This is a genomic window from Mycobacterium sp. shizuoka-1, assembly GCF_002723835.1.
In the GTDB taxonomy this organism is placed as follows: Bacteria; Actinomycetota; Actinomycetes; order Mycobacteriales; family Mycobacteriaceae; genus Mycobacterium.
Genome location: NZ_BEWG01000049.1, coordinates 1 through 14140 on the forward strand (window position 1 = coordinate 1; position 14140 = coordinate 14140).

17 protein-coding genes and 1 pseudogene are annotated in these 14140 nt (G+C 65.5%); 9 read left to right on the forward strand and 9 right to left on the reverse strand.

Features of this window, described 5'->3' with window-relative positions; all coding sequences use genetic code 11:
- A partial coding sequence (locus tag MSZK_RS15395) for a DUF1942 domain-containing protein (protein ID WP_099249245.1) occupies positions 1-680 on the forward strand: 680 nt, incomplete at its 5' end.
- A gap of 23 nt (positions 681-703) precedes the next feature.
- Here MSZK_RS15395 and MSZK_RS15400 read toward each other — a convergent pair.
- The 5 genes from MSZK_RS15400 to tnpA (MSZK_RS15415) form a co-directional block, all read right to left on the reverse strand.
- A complete protein-coding gene (locus tag MSZK_RS15400; RefSeq protein ID WP_041801117.1) occupies positions 704-1663 on the reverse strand; it encodes a hypothetical protein in 960 nt (319 codons plus the stop codon).
- Between the two features lie 32 nt (positions 1664-1695).
- Positions 1696-2130, reverse strand: coding sequence for a DNA-binding transcriptional regulator (locus tag MSZK_RS15405; RefSeq protein ID WP_011896216.1), 435 nt, complete (start codon positions 2128-2130; stop codon positions 1696-1698).
- Between the two features lie 67 nt (positions 2131-2197).
- Positions 2198-2449, reverse strand: a complete 252-nt coding sequence (locus MSZK_RS15410; RefSeq protein WP_041801116.1) for a hypothetical protein — start codon at positions 2447-2449, stop codon at positions 2198-2200.
- Positions 2450-2513: 64 nt separating this feature from the next.
- Positions 2514-2744: a sigma factor-like helix-turn-helix DNA-binding protein gene (locus tag MSZK_RS33590; protein WP_371411341.1), complete on the reverse strand. Its 231-nt coding sequence runs from the start codon at positions 2742-2744 to the stop codon at positions 2514-2516.
- Between the two features lie 384 nt (positions 2745-3128).
- Positions 3129-3557 (reverse strand): IS200/IS605 family transposase, encoded by a 429-nt coding sequence (tnpA, locus tag MSZK_RS15415; protein ID WP_011896214.1) that lies wholly within the window; start codon positions 3555-3557, stop codon positions 3129-3131.
- Positions 3558-3623: 66 nt separating this feature from the next.
- Between tnpA (MSZK_RS15415) and MSZK_RS15420 the strand changes: the two genes are divergently transcribed.
- The 8 genes from MSZK_RS15420 (at position 3624) to MSZK_RS15475 (ending at position 12155) form a co-directional block, all read left to right on the forward strand.
- A complete protein-coding gene (locus MSZK_RS15420) occupies positions 3624-4883 on the forward strand; it encodes an RNA-guided endonuclease TnpB family protein (protein WP_011896213.1) in 1260 nt (419 codons plus the stop codon).
- A 588-nt stretch (positions 4884-5471) separates the two neighbouring features.
- Positions 5472-5759, forward strand: a complete 288-nt coding sequence (locus tag MSZK_RS32395) for a hypothetical protein (protein ID WP_011896212.1) — start codon at positions 5472-5474, stop codon at positions 5757-5759.
- A gap of 356 nt (positions 5760-6115) precedes the next feature.
- Positions 6116-6514, forward strand: a complete 399-nt coding sequence (gene tnpA / locus MSZK_RS15435) for an IS200/IS605 family transposase (RefSeq protein WP_041801115.1) — start codon at positions 6116-6118, stop codon at positions 6512-6514.
- A 3-nt stretch (positions 6515-6517) separates the two neighbouring features.
- Positions 6518-7768: an RNA-guided endonuclease TnpB family protein gene (locus tag MSZK_RS15440; protein ID WP_011896210.1), complete on the forward strand. Its 1251-nt coding sequence runs from the start codon at positions 6518-6520 to the stop codon at positions 7766-7768.
- Between the two features lie 667 nt (positions 7769-8435).
- Positions 8436-9455, forward strand: coding sequence for an alpha/beta fold hydrolase (locus tag MSZK_RS15450; RefSeq protein ID WP_233211334.1), 1020 nt, complete (start codon positions 8436-8438; stop codon positions 9453-9455).
- 42 nt (positions 9456-9497) lie between these two features.
- Positions 9498-10001: a hypothetical protein gene (locus MSZK_RS15455; RefSeq protein WP_233211335.1), complete on the forward strand. Its 504-nt coding sequence runs from the start codon at positions 9498-9500 to the stop codon at positions 9999-10001.
- A 558-nt stretch (positions 10002-10559) separates the two neighbouring features.
- On the forward strand, positions 10560-11114 hold the full coding sequence (locus MSZK_RS15465) for an HD domain-containing protein (protein WP_011896207.1): 555 nt from the start codon (positions 10560-10562) through the stop codon (positions 11112-11114).
- Positions 11115-11627: 513 nt separating this feature from the next.
- On the forward strand, positions 11628-12155 hold the full coding sequence (locus tag MSZK_RS15475) for a hypothetical protein (RefSeq protein WP_011896206.1): 528 nt from the start codon (positions 11628-11630) through the stop codon (positions 12153-12155).
- Between the two features lie 154 nt (positions 12156-12309).
- Here MSZK_RS15475 and MSZK_RS15480 read toward each other — a convergent pair whose 3' ends face one another.
- The 4 genes and pseudogenes from MSZK_RS15480 to MSZK_RS15495 form a co-directional block, all read right to left on the reverse strand.
- Positions 12310-12498: a hypothetical protein gene (locus MSZK_RS15480; RefSeq protein ID WP_041801112.1), complete on the reverse strand. Its 189-nt coding sequence runs from the start codon at positions 12496-12498 to the stop codon at positions 12310-12312.
- 89 nt (positions 12499-12587) lie between these two features.
- A complete protein-coding gene (locus MSZK_RS15485; RefSeq protein WP_049777510.1) occupies positions 12588-12776 on the reverse strand; it encodes a hypothetical protein in 189 nt (62 codons plus the stop codon).
- Between the two features lie 37 nt (positions 12777-12813).
- Positions 12814-13833, reverse strand: a complete 1020-nt coding sequence (locus MSZK_RS15490; RefSeq protein WP_011896205.1) for a nucleotidyl transferase AbiEii/AbiGii toxin family protein — start codon at positions 13831-13833, stop codon at positions 12814-12816.
- Positions 13830-14140 (reverse strand): annotated as a pseudogene (locus MSZK_RS15495) (hypothetical protein); the annotation flags it as partial. The pseudogene MSZK_RS15495 and the gene MSZK_RS15490, both read right to left, overlap by 4 nt.

Genomic DNA, 14140 nt, shown 5'->3' on the forward strand with positions numbered 1-14140 from the left:
AGCCATGTAACGAACGCGTCCGCTACTTTCCTACCAGCCTCAACGGCTTCTACGGACGAATTGTGGGCGCTAAGTCGAACTTCAACGCCCGGGCCCGGAGTGGGCAGACCTACCGGGTGCTGTTTGGTGTAGCCACGCCGCAGGGCGTGAACCCATCCACCCTGGGTCAGGGTGAAAGTACCACGGGCACAATCTATTTCGACGTCACCGGCGACGCTCCCGACAGCGTGGTGTACAACGCGGGCGGGCCAGATCTGGCGGTGTGGGTGCAGCCGCCACCGGTGCCGCAGCGGCCGGCGACGCGGTCCGGGTCGGGTTCGGGCGCGTCCTCGGGCTCCGGTGCGGGCGGCGCGGTGGCTGCTGAGCCGGCTGGCGCCGAGACAGAAGCGGTCCCCGCGGGCGAGGCCGCGGATTCGACCACGCCGGTCACCGACGGCGCAGTCGTCCCCGTCGAGGGCGGCAGCCAGGGCACCCCGATCGAGGGTGGAAGCGAGGGCACTCCGTTGCCGGCGGGTGACGGTGCGCCAGAGCTGCCGGCAGTGGCCCCGGAGCCCAGCGTCGCTGGGACGCAGCCTGCCGGGCAGGGTTCAGGACCGGCGCCCGGGCCAAGTGCCGGCACGCCGTTGCCGGCCGAGGAGCACGGGACCTCTGCCGTGGTGGTGCCTTCACCAGGCGCCTGACGAGCGGTGTCGACGAGAGGCGTTCAGACGGCGTGGGGGACGGGCTGTTTGTCCCTGGTGGCCTCGGCGGTGGCCTGGCTGGTCATGTAACCCCAGTCCTTGCGGATCGCGAACATGTAGCTGTGCCACAGCGGGATAGCGATGAGTCGCATCCGTTCTGCTTCGGTCATGGTGGCGGCAGCCGGTGAGGCACTGGCCCGTCGCCACGCCGTGGTGCGGGCGAGGTCGTCGGCGATCCAGTAGAGCAGTTCGTCGACTGCGGTTGTCTCGCGAGTAACGGTGCCGTGTAGGAAGGTTCGGGTGCGGTAGCGGTATAGGGTGCCAGCGGGACCGACTGTGGCAATGCTGTAGCACGGCCCGTCGTGATGATCTTCGGTGTCGGGTCTTACATGTGCGGGGGTCGCGGAGTCCAGGGGTAGCGGCGCTCCGGCGATGGTCACCAGCTGAGCCTTGATGTGGTCGATCTGCTGCTGCAGGGGCACGGTCGGCTCGTGATCCGCCTGGAGCTGTTCGGGTGCCCGCATGGCTCCGGCGGCCTGCTGCTCGGGGTCTGCGGGCTGGGGTTGCTGGAGCGGCGTGTCGGCAGCAGGATCGGGGACCTGATCGGTGGGCCGTCCGGCGGAAGGGGCGTCGTCGATCAGGACGACGGCCACGACCGCGGTCTTGGTGGTGTCCAGTGTGTCGTCGGCGGCCGCTGTCGGGTCCAGGACGTAGGACAGGGCCATGGGGAAGTCGGTCATCCCGCGGTGCGGGCGCTGACCGGGCGTGTGCGGGTGCACGACGACATCGGTGATCCACAGGTAAGGGCCGTGGTCGTCGTGGCCGAGCAGATCAGGGTCACAGCGGTCGAGGGGGAACGCTTCATCTGGGCGGAAGTACACCGGTTCGTCGAGGGTCGCGTAGTAGGTGTCGCCGGCGAACAGACGCACGGTCGACCCGGTACGGGGCAGCTGCGTGCTCAGGTCCTCCGGCCCGGACTGCATGTGAGTGATTGTGAAGTGGGACATCAGGTTTCCTAGCTACCGGTAGCGGCTGTGTAGGTGATTCGCAGGCGACCATCCAGGGCCCATCGGAGCCGTCCGGCCGCGGCGCGGTAGAACGCGGCGGGCAGCGGACGTCCCGTCGTGGATGGGTCGTCGACGTCGGCGTCAACGCGGGGGACGGTTGTGGTGGGCCAGCTTTGAGGGGTCATTGAGGCCAGCAGCTGGTCGACATCAGTGGCACCCTGGCCCGGGGCGAGCTCGGCAGTTATGCGAGCAAGTTCGTCGGTGACGTCGGCGTCCATCTGCTTGTCGAGCTGGGTGAGCAGAGCGACGACATCGGTACGCAGAGGCAGGGCGCCGTCTTCCCAGCGTCGGACTGTGCGTTGGTCGACGCCCACGGCGTCGGCGAGCCACTGGGCTGATAGTCCGAGTGATTCGCGGATCGTTTTGAAGTCTGCGGGTGTCATGCTGGGCGAGTTCCTTACTCATGTCCCCGGGGTTGTGGATGCCCGCCGCGTCGGACATAAGGCGAGGTCAGCGGTGATGCAGGATAGCGTCGGCGTGTGTCGCGACCCAGGCCGGTGTCAGACCCTTGTCGACCGATCCGACGGGCCGCCACGGCGCGCCGTTGATGGTGCAGTAGACCGTGTGCCCGTCGTCGCCGATGCGGATCCATCCTGTGGTGTGGCGGGGTCCGTCGGTGATGGTGAGCTGGTAGCCCCGGGAGCCGTCAGTGGCGTAGTTGGGGGCTTCGGCGGATACGGTTGCGGTTGCTGTCGCGGTCATGATCGTGGTCCTTCCGGTGGGGTGTGGCCTTCTGCCTGCCCGCGACTCCATCCTACGCCCTAAGTTAGGGCGTGGCCATTGGAGGGGGGAGGTCTCCGGTGCCGGTCCGGTTCTCTTCGGATGGACTGTGGGGCCACGGCTCTGGTGTTTGTATGGCGCGATTCGCCGGCACGGGTGCGCCGTCGCGGACTATCTGCCGGATGCGCTCTCGCGTGCAGCCGGTTCTTTTCGCGACCTCGGCCTGAGTGCCGCGTGGGCCTTGAGCACACTTGGCAATGCCAACCGGGTTTGGCATTGTCGCCGTGTCGGAGATCTCCACGTGGAAGCGCTGACGCCATGCCGGTCGAGCTGGAGCGTCCCCGTTCGGGTTCGCCACCTACGAGCTAACCCAGACGGTCGACGGGTCGATCATCACTGGCGACGGCCAGATCGACCACGGACCCCGGGCCTTCCACTGGGGTATTCAGCATGTCTACGACGACGGGACGCTGCGGATTCGTGGTCAGGCCCGGTGGCCGCAAAACCTACAGCGCAAGCGGCTATTACATGTCCATCGAAACACTGGCTGGCCAGCCAGGGCGGCAGTTCAGCGGTTATCTTGCGAGGAACCCCGGTCGTTCACGCCCGGGAGGAATCGCATCCTGATCGTGGTGTCGGCGCGTAGCGCTGGCACCTTGGACTAGTTGGGTCGTTTCTGGTTTTCGATGTAGTCCCTGACCACTGACAGTGGTGCGCCACCGCAGGACCCGGCGAAGTAAGAGGGTGACCAGAAGTGCTCGCCCCACAGGTATTTGCGAATGTGGGCGGGGAATTCTTGGCGTAGGTGTCGGGCGGAGACGCCTTTGAGGCTGTTGACCAGCCGTGAGATCGCGACTTTGGGTGGGTAGTGCACGAGTAGGTGCACGTGGTCGGTTTCTCCGTTGAACTCGCGCAGCTCGGCACCGAAGTCGGCACACACGTCGGACATGATCTGTTCGCACCGGCGCAGGATCTCGTCGGTGAACGGCCCGCGCCGGTACTTTGACGTGAAGACCAAATGCGCATGAAGGTTGTAGACCACCGATCTTCCCCTGCGAACATCGGGATCTGGTTCCCACCGCGGCGACATAGACCAATGTTATCCTGGCATGGATTTCCGAGTGTGTGTCGGACCGAAATGGTTAGGGTAGCGGGCATGAAGCAGGTGGTGCAGGTTCGGCTGGAGGCGGACGCCGCCCAGCTGGATGCGCTGGCCCGCACCCTGATGGCGTGTAACCAGACGGCGAACCTGGTATCGGCGATCGCGCACCGCGAGGGGGTGTTTCGCGGCCGGGATCTGCGGGCGATCACCTATGCCCAGGCCCGCCAGCACGCCGGACTGGGCGCCCAGGTTGCGCAGTCGTGTATCCGCAAGGTCGCCGACTCCTACACCACGTTGAGGGCAAACGTACGTAATGGTCGGTACGGCAAGCCGGGCAGTGCGCGGCGAGCCAAGGTGGAAGCAAATCCGATCCGACTCGGGGCGTTGTCGGCGCAGCCGTTCGACGACCGCTGCCTGTCCTGGACCCATGACAGCGATACCGATACCGGTGGGGTGGTGTCGATCTGGACCGTCGACGGCCGGTTGAAAAACCTGCGGTTTGTCGGCGAACCGGGCCAAATCGCCCTGCTACGCGCGCATCGCAGCGGGGAAACTGATCTGGTGATCCGCCGCCGCCGGCGGCGCGGTAGCGGCCCGCTCGTGGCGTATCTGATCGCGACCGTCGACCTGCCCGAACCGGCAGTGCGAACCGGCGAGCACCTCGACACCGCCGCTGGCTGGATCGGGGTCGATATGGGGATCGAGAACATCGCGGTCACCAGCGACCGGCCCCTCGCCGCCGAACTGATGAGCAACTACGGCTCCGAAGCACCCGAAGGTGCGGCCGGCCGCGGCAGTGTGAAAGACCGCCGCACCCGCAACCGGGAACTGCGTCACAAGCTGCAGGCGAAGAACACTAAGTCGGCGAAACGGCTGCTGCGCAAACGGGCCCGCAAGGAGGCACGGTTCGCCGCGGATGTGAACCACCAGATTTCGAAGAGGATCGTGGCCGAGGCTGAACGCACCGGACGCGGGATAGCGGTCGAAGAGTTGACCGGCATCCGTGAACGGGTACGGCTCCGCAAGCCCCAACGCGCCACCCACTCCAGCTGGGCGTTCGCCCAGCTCGGGGCGTTCCTCAGCTACAAAGCAGCCCGCGCGGGTGTGCCGATAGTCCAAGTGGACCCGGCCTACACCAGCCAGCGCTGCACCGCCTGCGGCCATATCGACAGACGTAACCGGACCAGCCAGGCCCAGTTCGTCTGTCGGGACTGCGGATACACCGCAGAACACGCAGACATCCTCGGCGCCGACAACATCGCGCACCGAGCAGCAACCACCTGGGCCCAGTCAACGGCCCCCAGCGCGGCGTGAAGCGTGACAGCCAGTCACGAACAACAGCTGCAAGCCTGGCCATTCATGGCCGGGTAGTTGACCAACGTGCACGCGGCGACGAGCTCTTGCGGTGGCCCAACTACCGCCGCGCGCTGGCCGCACAGGGCCTGCACATAAGGGGAGGTTGCCAGTGAGTCGCCAGCGGCCTTGGAAAGTGCACTGTCACGACGACGGCACAAAGACCTTCAGCGACGACGAAACGCGAATGGACAGCTACACCATCGACGCCTCGTGACCCATCGACGGAACAACGCAACCGAAGAAGCTGCGACCATAGCGGCACGCCGAGTCTCGCGCAACGGTGGCGAAGGGCGAATAATCCTCCGCGACAACATAACCGGCATCGGGTGCGAGATCCGGACCTACGTGCCGTACGAAGCGGCGATGGACGGCTTGATGAGGACACAATGAATCTACTCATCGAGTTCGGTGAAAGCGGCCGCGCCGGATACGGCAGCTTCCACCGAAGAGGGCGCACCGACTCAGTGACCGTCGCAACATCAAAACGTTATAACGCTGAGACGTCTAGACGTCGATGTCGGAGGACTCTCCTATCATCGCCGCCTATTGACCACCACGAATGAAGCTCTCGAACCTGCCCGCACTGCACTCAAAAGCGTCGATCCTGCACAACTACCGCCCGCCGAGGCGATCGCCTACGCCTCAGCACACGCCCTCTGTGTCCTCGCCCAGGCCACCACCGCGGCAGCCCAGATCAACGAGGCTGTCCTCGTTGCCATACGCCAGCAGAACGGTAGCCGCGATACCATCGGCGAAGAACTGGAAAACCTGGTCAAGCGCGTCACCAGCATCACCGAGTCCGTGGAGACCATGGCGCACCGCTCCATCTCCTGATCGACTACCACGCTCACCGCGCCAGCCGCTATGCTGGATAGTGCCTGGCGCGGTGAGCGTTCAGGAAGTGAGCCCGAGACCCAGCCGGACGACTGTGGCGCTCGGGCTTTGCATATTTCACGGGGACCACAACGTGCTTAGACCTCCCGGACCTCGGTCACCGCCGAAGCGATCATCTGCCGCCAGTGTCCGCCCTTGGCCCAACACCACGCGATCGAAGGTGGGTAGCGCGGCGGACCCCGGGTTTCAACCCTGGGGGTGAGCGCGTCAAGTTTGCTCTTTGAGTGGCCACTGGCATGTGTGTTCTGGCGTGTCGACGCATTAGGTAGGTGCAGCCTGTCAAATTTTGTCGGTTTGTGGGTGTTACGTTGCGGACGAATGCGAATATCGCGTTCCAGTGCGCATATCACGTGGTGTGGTGCCCGAAGTACCGCCGGAAGGTGATCGGTGGCCGGATGGAAGTCCGCTTGAAGGAGATCATCGCCGAGGTGATCACCGAGAAGGGGGCGTGGTTGATCGAGATGGAGACCATGCCTGATCACGTTCATTTGTTGGTGGAAGTGGACCCGCAGTTTGGGGTGCACAAACTGGTGAAGGCCATCAAGGGCCGCTCGTCGCGGGTGCTACGCGAGGAATTCCCATGGCTGAAATCGCGGTTGCCGTCGTTGTGGACGAATTCGTACTTCGTGGCCACGGTGGGCGGGGCGCCGTTGTCGGTGATCAAACGCTACGTCGAGTCGCAGAAGGATCGTTGAGTTGTGTTGACGGGGCGGCGGTTTCGGGTCGAGTTCACCGACGAACAAGCCGACTACGCTGAGCGGATCGGCGCGGCGTGCCGGGCGGTGTGGAACACCGGGTTGGAGCAGCGCCGGGAGTATCGCCGCCGTGGGGCGTGGATGAACTACCAGCCCCAGGCCAAGGAGCTGGCCGAAGCCAAGACCGAGCATCTCTGGTTGAAAGATGTTCCCGGGCATTGCTTGCAGCAGACGTTGATGGATCTGGACCGGGCGTGCCGTGAGCATGGCACGTGGAAGGTGCGGTGGCGATCGGGGCGTCGGTGGGCGCCGTCGTTCCGGTTCCCCGAGGGCAACAAGATGGCCGTGGAGAAGCTCAACCGCCGCCACTCCCGGATCAAGTTACCCAAGCTGGGCTGGGTGAAGTTCCGCGCCAGTCGCAGCCTCGACGGTGAGACTATCCGTTCGGCCACCCTCGCACGAGAGGGCCGGCATTGGTTCGTCTCGGTGCTTGTCGACGACGGTCGCCAGACCCCCGAGGCCCACGCGTCACCGGGCAGCGCGGTGGGGGTGGACCGCGGTGTCGCGGCGGCGATCGCGACCAGCGATGGTGCCCTGATCGACCAGGCGTTCGTGACCGTTGGGGAGCGCCGCCGGGCGGTGGCGTTGCAGCGCAAGCTGTCGCGGTGTGCGAAACGCTCGACCAACCGCGACAAGACCCGCGCCGCGTTAGCGGCGGTGCGGGCCCGCGAGCGCCGGCGGCGCCTGGACTTCGCCGCTCAGACCGCCCACCAGATCGCGGCCGCCAACGCTGTGGTCGTCCTCGAAGACCTCAAGACCAAACAGATGACGAAATCAGCGAAAGGAACCATCGACCAACCCGGGCGCAACGTGGCTGCCAAGTCCGGGCTCAACCGCGCCATCCTGTCCAAGGGGTGGCATCAGTTCGCGTTGGTCCTGTCCTCGGCGGCCCGCTACACCGGGACCAACGTCGTGAAGGTGCCGGCGGCCTACACGTCGCAACGCTGCTCAGCGTGTGGGCATGTGGACCCGAAATCCCGTGAGAGCCAAGCGGTATTCCGGTGCACCCACTGCCCGCATACCGAGCACGCGGATGTGAATGCCGCCAAGAACGTTCTGGCCGCAGGGCGTGCGGTCACCGCCTGTGAAGACCAACCGAGGCCCGCGGGCCGAGCGCGGTCGCTGAACCAGGAACCAGCAGGAAACCGCGAGGAATTACTGCGCCAACCCACCACTGCTGCACCCGCAGCATGAACCGGGTTGGAATCCCCCGGCTTCAGCCGTGGGGAGGACGTCAAGAGAGCAAGCGCCGTGATTATCTGCTGGTGGCCAGTGTGCATGTCGGGGCCGAGGTCGCGAGTGTTGGCGGCGTATGCGAAGGCCATTGGGGAGCAGCCGCGCATTGTGGTGGCGCGGGCGTGGTTGGGGCTCGACGGCTTGTTTACCCGGCCCACGGTGGTGGTGGCTGATGAGCAGACCTCGGTGGCTCCGAACCCGGTGCTGGACCAGGCGGGACGGCACCGCCTGGCGGTGGCCTCGCCCGTGCAGAGCCGGGATCCACGACAACCCTGCCCAGCCCGATACACCCTCGCCTGCACCCCGGCAGCCACTAGAGCCGCGGCGATCTGCCGTTTCCGGCTATCCCGCTCGTTCTTCATGTGAATAGACCGCTGGTTGGGCAACAGCAGCTCCCGCACCACCCCACGCAACTGCGCGACCTCGCCCCCGACATGCACACTGGCCACCAGCAGGGGCTGCCGTTGGCGTCGCTCGACGTCGATCGGCTGCGGGCCACCAAGGGCCCCGGTCTCGGGCGAGTGGGAGAGCTCCTCTGGAATTGTGCTCCGAACACTCCTTAGCATGAGATTTGCGCAGCTCGCCAAGGGGTCGCCCCGCGCGGTGATCCTGTTCGATACGCCCAATGATGGGGGAGTGCAGCATGTTTCAGCGGACGGAGCCATTCGCGAATGGGCGATCTCCTTTGTCGGGTTTAGCATTGCCGACCAATCGCGAGCTCACCGTCACAACAGATGATGGTGTCGCCCTCGCAGTTCGTGACACCGGCTCCAACGCCGCAACGCACACTGTGGTTTTTCTGCATGGATTATGTCTTTCGCAGCTGACCTGGTCGGTGCACATCGACCGCCTTGTGCGTCGGTACGGTCCGGCGATCCGGATCATCAGTTACGACCACCGCGGACACGGGCGCTCGCAGCACGCACCGATGAACACCTACAGCATCGACCGGCTGGCTGAGGACTTGGCACGGGTGCTGGAAGCGGCGCATGTGGTCGGCCCGACGACGTTGGTCGGGCACTCGATGGGTGGGATGACCGCACTGGGCTATCTTGCTCGTCCCGCTTCCGGCAGGCCCATCGATCCTGCCGGGCTTGTACTGGCGGCTAGCGCAGCTGGAAAGCTCTGCTGCCGCGGCCTGGGCCAGCTGTTGGGGACTCCCGCCACCGCGGCACTGCGTGGTGCGGCAGAGCACGTCCCTGAGCAGGCTATGAAGGCGATGCTCAGCCCCCTGTGCGTGACGCTGAGCCGATGGCGACGCAATCCGCCGGCAGCGACGTTGGCCTCGCTCGCAGTGGATGCGTTCAGCACCGTCACCTTGGCCACTGCGGTCGGATTCCTGCCGGCTCTTCGCGATTACGACCAGTATCCGGTCCTGGGATCAATCCGGGCCCGCACCGTCGTGATCAGCGGAGGTGCAGACCCGCTGACACCGCCAGCACACGGGCGCGACCTCGCTGGCGGAATTCCTGGTGCTCGACACGTGCATCTTCCTCGCGCCGGCCACATGCTCCCCCAGGAGGCGCCGCACGTGCTGCACCAGGCGATCCGCCGCGCGATGAACATCGATAGCGCGACCGAGCACGACAACGCCGCGGGTGCGACCACCGCGGCCACTCCGACGCTGGCAGGTGCTGCGTCATGACCGTCGAGAGAGGCCCTCGTGGGTAGGCCGTCTGCGCGGACCGTGGCCATCCGAGACCAGATCCTCGCCGCGCTACGCGCTGAATGGCCGCTGCCGGTATCGACTCGCCGCGTCTGCGAGCTATTGGGCGCCCGTCGCTACGACGAGACCGGCTACCGCATCTATCCCCAACTGTGCGCCCTCGATCGATTGAGCGTCGTCGAGCGAATCCGCCGTGGCGCTGAATGCCGCGATGTGTTCTGGCGCTTCTGTGGGGACCCGACGGACGCCGAGTTGAACGCGGCGGTCGACGCGATGGACTCACCAGCTATCGAACGTCCACACCCACTGGGGACAGTGCAACCACCTGACGGAATTGAACGCATTCTGTCGACCCTGGACGGCAATATCAAGGCTCTCGATCAGGCGGAAAGGCGCTTCTCCAACGCGGCCGCATCAGGTGATGGTGACGCCGAAGCAGGCGCGGCCGACGATCTGGCAGCGCTGGTTCGCCAGTTCGTCAACCTGTGTGCCAATCGGCCGAGGGAAGGTGAGCCCGCTCCATGAGAACGGTGGGGCCGGTACGGCAGGTGCAGTCTCGGCACGTAGAGCGCCATGCTGTCGAGGCGATCTCGCAGCGGCTCGGCCACCATGTAGCGGATGCGGTCATCGGGTCGACGCGCGAGGCGGGCGGGTCGGTAATCCTGCATCTGAACTCTGGTGGAAACGCTTCTGCGGCAGAGTCGCGGTTGCGGGCGCTCGGATACTGTGTCGAGCCAACGGATTACGACTCGTATGGGCCAGGGCGGTACGGCGTGAAGCTGCGCGTCAGCCCCGGAGATTCGTCGTCGAGGTGGTGCGTGGGCAGTCGTACTCCGCCGTCTGTAGTACGTCTGGATTCGCCGGGCAGCTACGCCAACCCGCGCGGGATCTGCTCGCACTGCGGCCGCGAGATGCCGGTTCTTGGAGATGCGACGGTGCGGAGGCATACGGTGGAAGGCGGACCGCCAGTTCGGAGAAGGTCGGCAGCGGGTGCTATTGAAACGTAAGGCGGATCGCCGAATCAGCGTGAGTGAGAGGAAGCGTCCGGAGTGGGCAGATCGGATAGATGACATGCATGCAGATATGGGTGTCGAGGAGGCGCGACAGCTCGCTTCGGACCTGCTCGCAGAAGCGCTGCCCCGTCGGTGGTCTCACACAGTGGCGGTGGCGAAGACTGCTGCGGGTCTGGCGAGCCGTCTCGCACCAAGCGCTGCCGATGAGATTGTATGCGCCGCGTGGCTTCACGACATCGGATACGCCCCGGGCCTGATTAATACGGGTTTCCATCCGCTCGATGGGGCCGCATACCTGGCTGGACTGTCGGGAACGGGGCAGGTTGCAGCCGAGGTTGTAGCTCTGGTCGCTCATCACACCGGCGCCGCCTTCGAAGCCCGCGAACGAGGACTGTCAGACGCACTGGCCGGCTGCCCCGAGCCCGATCAAACCAATCTCGCTATCTTGAGCTGCGCGGATCTGTGCAATGGTCCCGACGGCACGCCGGTGGATCCCGCTGGTCGCCTCAGCGAGGTCCTCGCCCGGTACCCGGCCGACCATCCGGTTCATCGCGCCATTGCACAGTCAGCTCCGATGCTCGTCGCGCAGTCTTGTCGGATTCTGGAGGCAGCTCGGGAAGTGTGATGTGGCATGGGCTTTAAGGGCGAGCGTGGTGGAAAAGCTGTGGCCGGAAGCCGCTGTTAGTCGGGTGCGGGCGCGACGGTGATGTCCGGTCCCGGGCGAGCGGGAGAGCTCCTCTGGAATAGTGCACCGAACACTCCTTAGCATGAGATTTGCGCAGCTCACCACGGGGTCACCCCGCGAAGGTGATCCTGCCCGATACGCCAATGATGGGGGAGTGCAGCATGATTCAGCGGACCGAGCCATTCGCGGAATGCGCGACCTCCGCTGCCGAGCGAGGCCCTCGTGGGTAGGCCGTCCGCGCGGCCCGTGGCCATCCGAGACCAAATCCTCGCCGCGCTACGCAGTGAGTGGCCGCTGCCGGTATCGACTCGCCGCGTCTGCGAGCTATTGGGCGCCCGCCGCTACGCCGAGACCGGCTACCGCATCTATCCCCAACTGTGCGCCCTCGATCGATTGGGCGTCGTCGAGCGAATCCGCCGTGGAGTTCGTGAACGTGTGGGGCAGGTGTAACGTATGAAGTCACGGGCGTGGAACAAGTACAACGCGGCCGTGAGGCTGCGCCGCGACGCCGAGATGACCGTAGCGTTCCTGGCGGCGCATGGTCTGAAGGACAGGCCCACACGCAAGGGTGCCGAGCTGCAAGCGGCCGAGGACTACTACCGCTGGTGTCTCACCGATGGCCCGGAGGCGCTTGACGCACTCGACGGAGCCGCAGTGGAGTCATTTGTCGACCAGTGGCGGCTCCACGCTGTCGCGGCTGACGTGCGGGCGGCGGGCATCGGCGCGGAGGTGCGCCTACTCGGTGCGTTTCTGTGCCTGGTCTTCGTGATCGTGACCGGCCTGAACCACTCCTTCCTTGCAATGTCCCTAGCAGCAGCCCTTTTCATCGGGCTAGTGGTCTCTCTTATCTACGCCAAGTCCGCGCTTATCGTCGGCCCGGACGGACCATCGCAGCTACCGCCCATCGCGGCTGGCTCCACCCCGTTTGGCTGGCGCGGGCGGGCTATCGCGCTACGTGTAGCCAACGTCGGGAGAATTTGAAGCCGGTAGGAGTCATTCCGCACCTTGGAGATCACGCCCGATTTTCGATGCTCGTCGCGCAGTCTTGTCGGATTCTGGAGGCAGCTCGGGAAGTGTGATGTGGCATGGGCTTTAAGGGCGAGCGTGGTGGCAAAGCCGTGGCCGGAAGCCGCTGCTAGTCGGGTGCGGGCGCGACGGTGATGTCGTCTAGTCCCGCGAGCTGCATCGTCCTGCCGTCGGACAATGTGATGGAGGCGTTCTCGCACCCCGGGTGGTCGATGACGATGTCTATGGCTGTGACGGTGGCGCCGAATTCGGGTAGGTAGTCACCGGGTTCGATGTCGTGGACGAGTTGCTCGATCATCGTCGCCGTTCCTCGCTGCCAGTTGATGAGACGTTGATGCGACTATGCGGGCACGGCGGTGGGTTCTCAAGAGGAGCTGATCGGCGCGGTTATGTCTGCGGTAGAGGCTCGATGGTGCCGCCGGTCGCGGCGGCGTAGGCGGCTGCTTCGGGGCGCTCTGCTTCGGTGAAAACCTTGATCGCTGAAGGGTTTCCGGGGAGGCGGACGAGGATCGCGAAGTCGGCGATGGTGGCGTCGGTGTGTTTGCGGGGCTGGCGGGTGAAATGGTTTTCGCTCACGGCTGTGATTGTGCTCTCGGGTGCCGACAGGTTGGGGTCAGCGTTGGGGGCGGCGGCGGTAGTGGTCGGTGATGGGGCGGCCGTCTCTGGTGTGAGGGCGTACCCAAACCTGTCCTGGCACTGTGGGCCCGCGGTCTGGTGGGCGCCATGCGCCGGCGTGGTGGTCCCACGTGTAGCCGGTGTTGAGTTCCCCGGACAGTAGTGGGTTGAGCCAGGCGCTGACGGTATCGGCGGCGTTGTCGAGGTGGCGTAGGGGTTCGGGCAGTGAGGTGGTGGTGGCGATGCGGGTGTAGCCGTTGGACCAGTTGGGGGGTATGTCGATGGTGTTGGGGGGCGGTTGGGTTCGGGTTTGTGCGCGGCGATCCAGGGCGGTGCGCAGGTCGTCACCGTTGATGTCGACGGCGCCGGCGTAGAGGGTGAGATCGACGAGGTCGCGGTAGCGGTTGGTGGATCGTCCTGTCGTGTCGCGGTACATGACGCCGATGATCTTGTCGGCGAGTTGGCTTGCCAGTGGGTAGAGCGGGACAGCTGGTAGGGGTGACATGCCTTTGACGTCGGGGACTATCGGATTGGGTTGGCGGCGCTCGATGTCGCTGATGGGGATGGTGTCGGAGGCGACGTCCACGGCGAAGACCGCGGCGCGGTCGGCGCCGATGGTGGCGGTGATGCGCAGTTTGGTGCCGTTCATGACGCCGGTGAACGGCTCAGCAGTGTCGACGGTGTAGTCGAACGGGTCGAGGTCGCTGAGGCCGGTGTGGGTGGCGATGTCGTCGAGGACCTGGTGGCGGTCGCTGCGCCCTGGCTCGGTGGCGGTGAGGTCGAGGTCTCGGGTCGCGCGGGCTCCGGGGACACGGATGAGCATTCCGATGCCGCCGGCGACTACCCAGGGTGGCTCGTTGGCGTTGAATACGCGTGCCATGAATCGTTGAATGACGAACTGGCGCAACAGTTCGTGTGAGGGTTGTGGTGGTTGGGTGGTGCGTGCGTGGCGGGTGGCGCGGGTGCGTAGCGCGACCCAGAATGCTTGCTTGGTGCGGTATTCGTGGGCCCAGGTCATCGGCCGGTGAAGAGGAGTTCGTTGGCGGCGATGAGGTGGGCGGGAGCGCCTACGACGGTGAGGGCGTGTTCGATGGTGTCTCGGCCGGCGCCGTTGGTGAGTGGGTCGAGGGCGTCGGTGAGGTCGGTGATGTTGGTGAGGGCTCGGGTGAGCGTGTCGCGCAGGATGTCGCCGAGGTGGCCGGCGTCGATGCCGTCGGCGTAGAGGTCGGCGATGGTCTGGGCGATGGTGGTGGTGGGGATGCCGGCGACGAGTCGCCAGGGTGGCCACTGTCGGGGGACGTGAAATCGGATCCAGGGGTTGTTGG

Bases quoted from the DNA above. Each gene is read 5' to 3' on its own strand.
- MSZK_RS15400 (WP_041801117.1), bottom strand. From the start codon at position 1,663: ATGCAGTCCGGGCCGGAGGACCTGAGCACGCAGCTGCCCCGTACCGGG.
- MSZK_RS15405 (WP_011896216.1), bottom strand. From the start codon at position 2,130: ATGACACCCGCAGACTTCAAAACGATCCGCGAATCACTCGGACTATCA.
- MSZK_RS15410 (WP_041801116.1), bottom strand. From the start codon at position 2,449: ATGACCGCGACAGCAACCGCAACCGTATCCGCCGAAGCCCCCAACTAC.
- MSZK_RS33590 (WP_371411341.1), bottom strand. From the start codon at position 2,744: ATGCCAAACCCGGTTGGCATTGCCAAGTGTGCTCAAGGCCCACGCGGC.
- tnpA (WP_011896214.1), bottom strand. From the start codon at position 3,557: ATGTCGCCGCGGTGGGAACCAGATCCCGATGTTCGCAGGGGAAGATCG.
- MSZK_RS15420 (WP_011896213.1), top strand. From the start codon at position 3,624: ATGAAGCAGGTGGTGCAGGTTCGGCTGGAGGCGGACGCCGCCCAGCTG.
- MSZK_RS15450 (WP_233211334.1), top strand. From the start codon at position 8,436: ATGATGGGGGAGTGCAGCATGTTTCAGCGGACGGAGCCATTCGCGAAT.
- MSZK_RS15465 (WP_011896207.1), top strand. From the start codon at position 10,560: ATGGGTGTCGAGGAGGCGCGACAGCTCGCTTCGGACCTGCTCGCAGAA.
- MSZK_RS15475 (WP_011896206.1), top strand. From the start codon at position 11,628: ATGAAGTCACGGGCGTGGAACAAGTACAACGCGGCCGTGAGGCTGCGC.
- MSZK_RS15480 (WP_041801112.1), bottom strand. From the start codon at position 12,498: ATGATCGAGCAACTCGTCCACGACATCGAACCCGGTGACTACCTACCC.
- MSZK_RS15490 (WP_011896205.1), bottom strand. From the start codon at position 13,833: ATGACCTGGGCCCACGAATACCGCACCAAGCAAGCATTCTGGGTCGCG.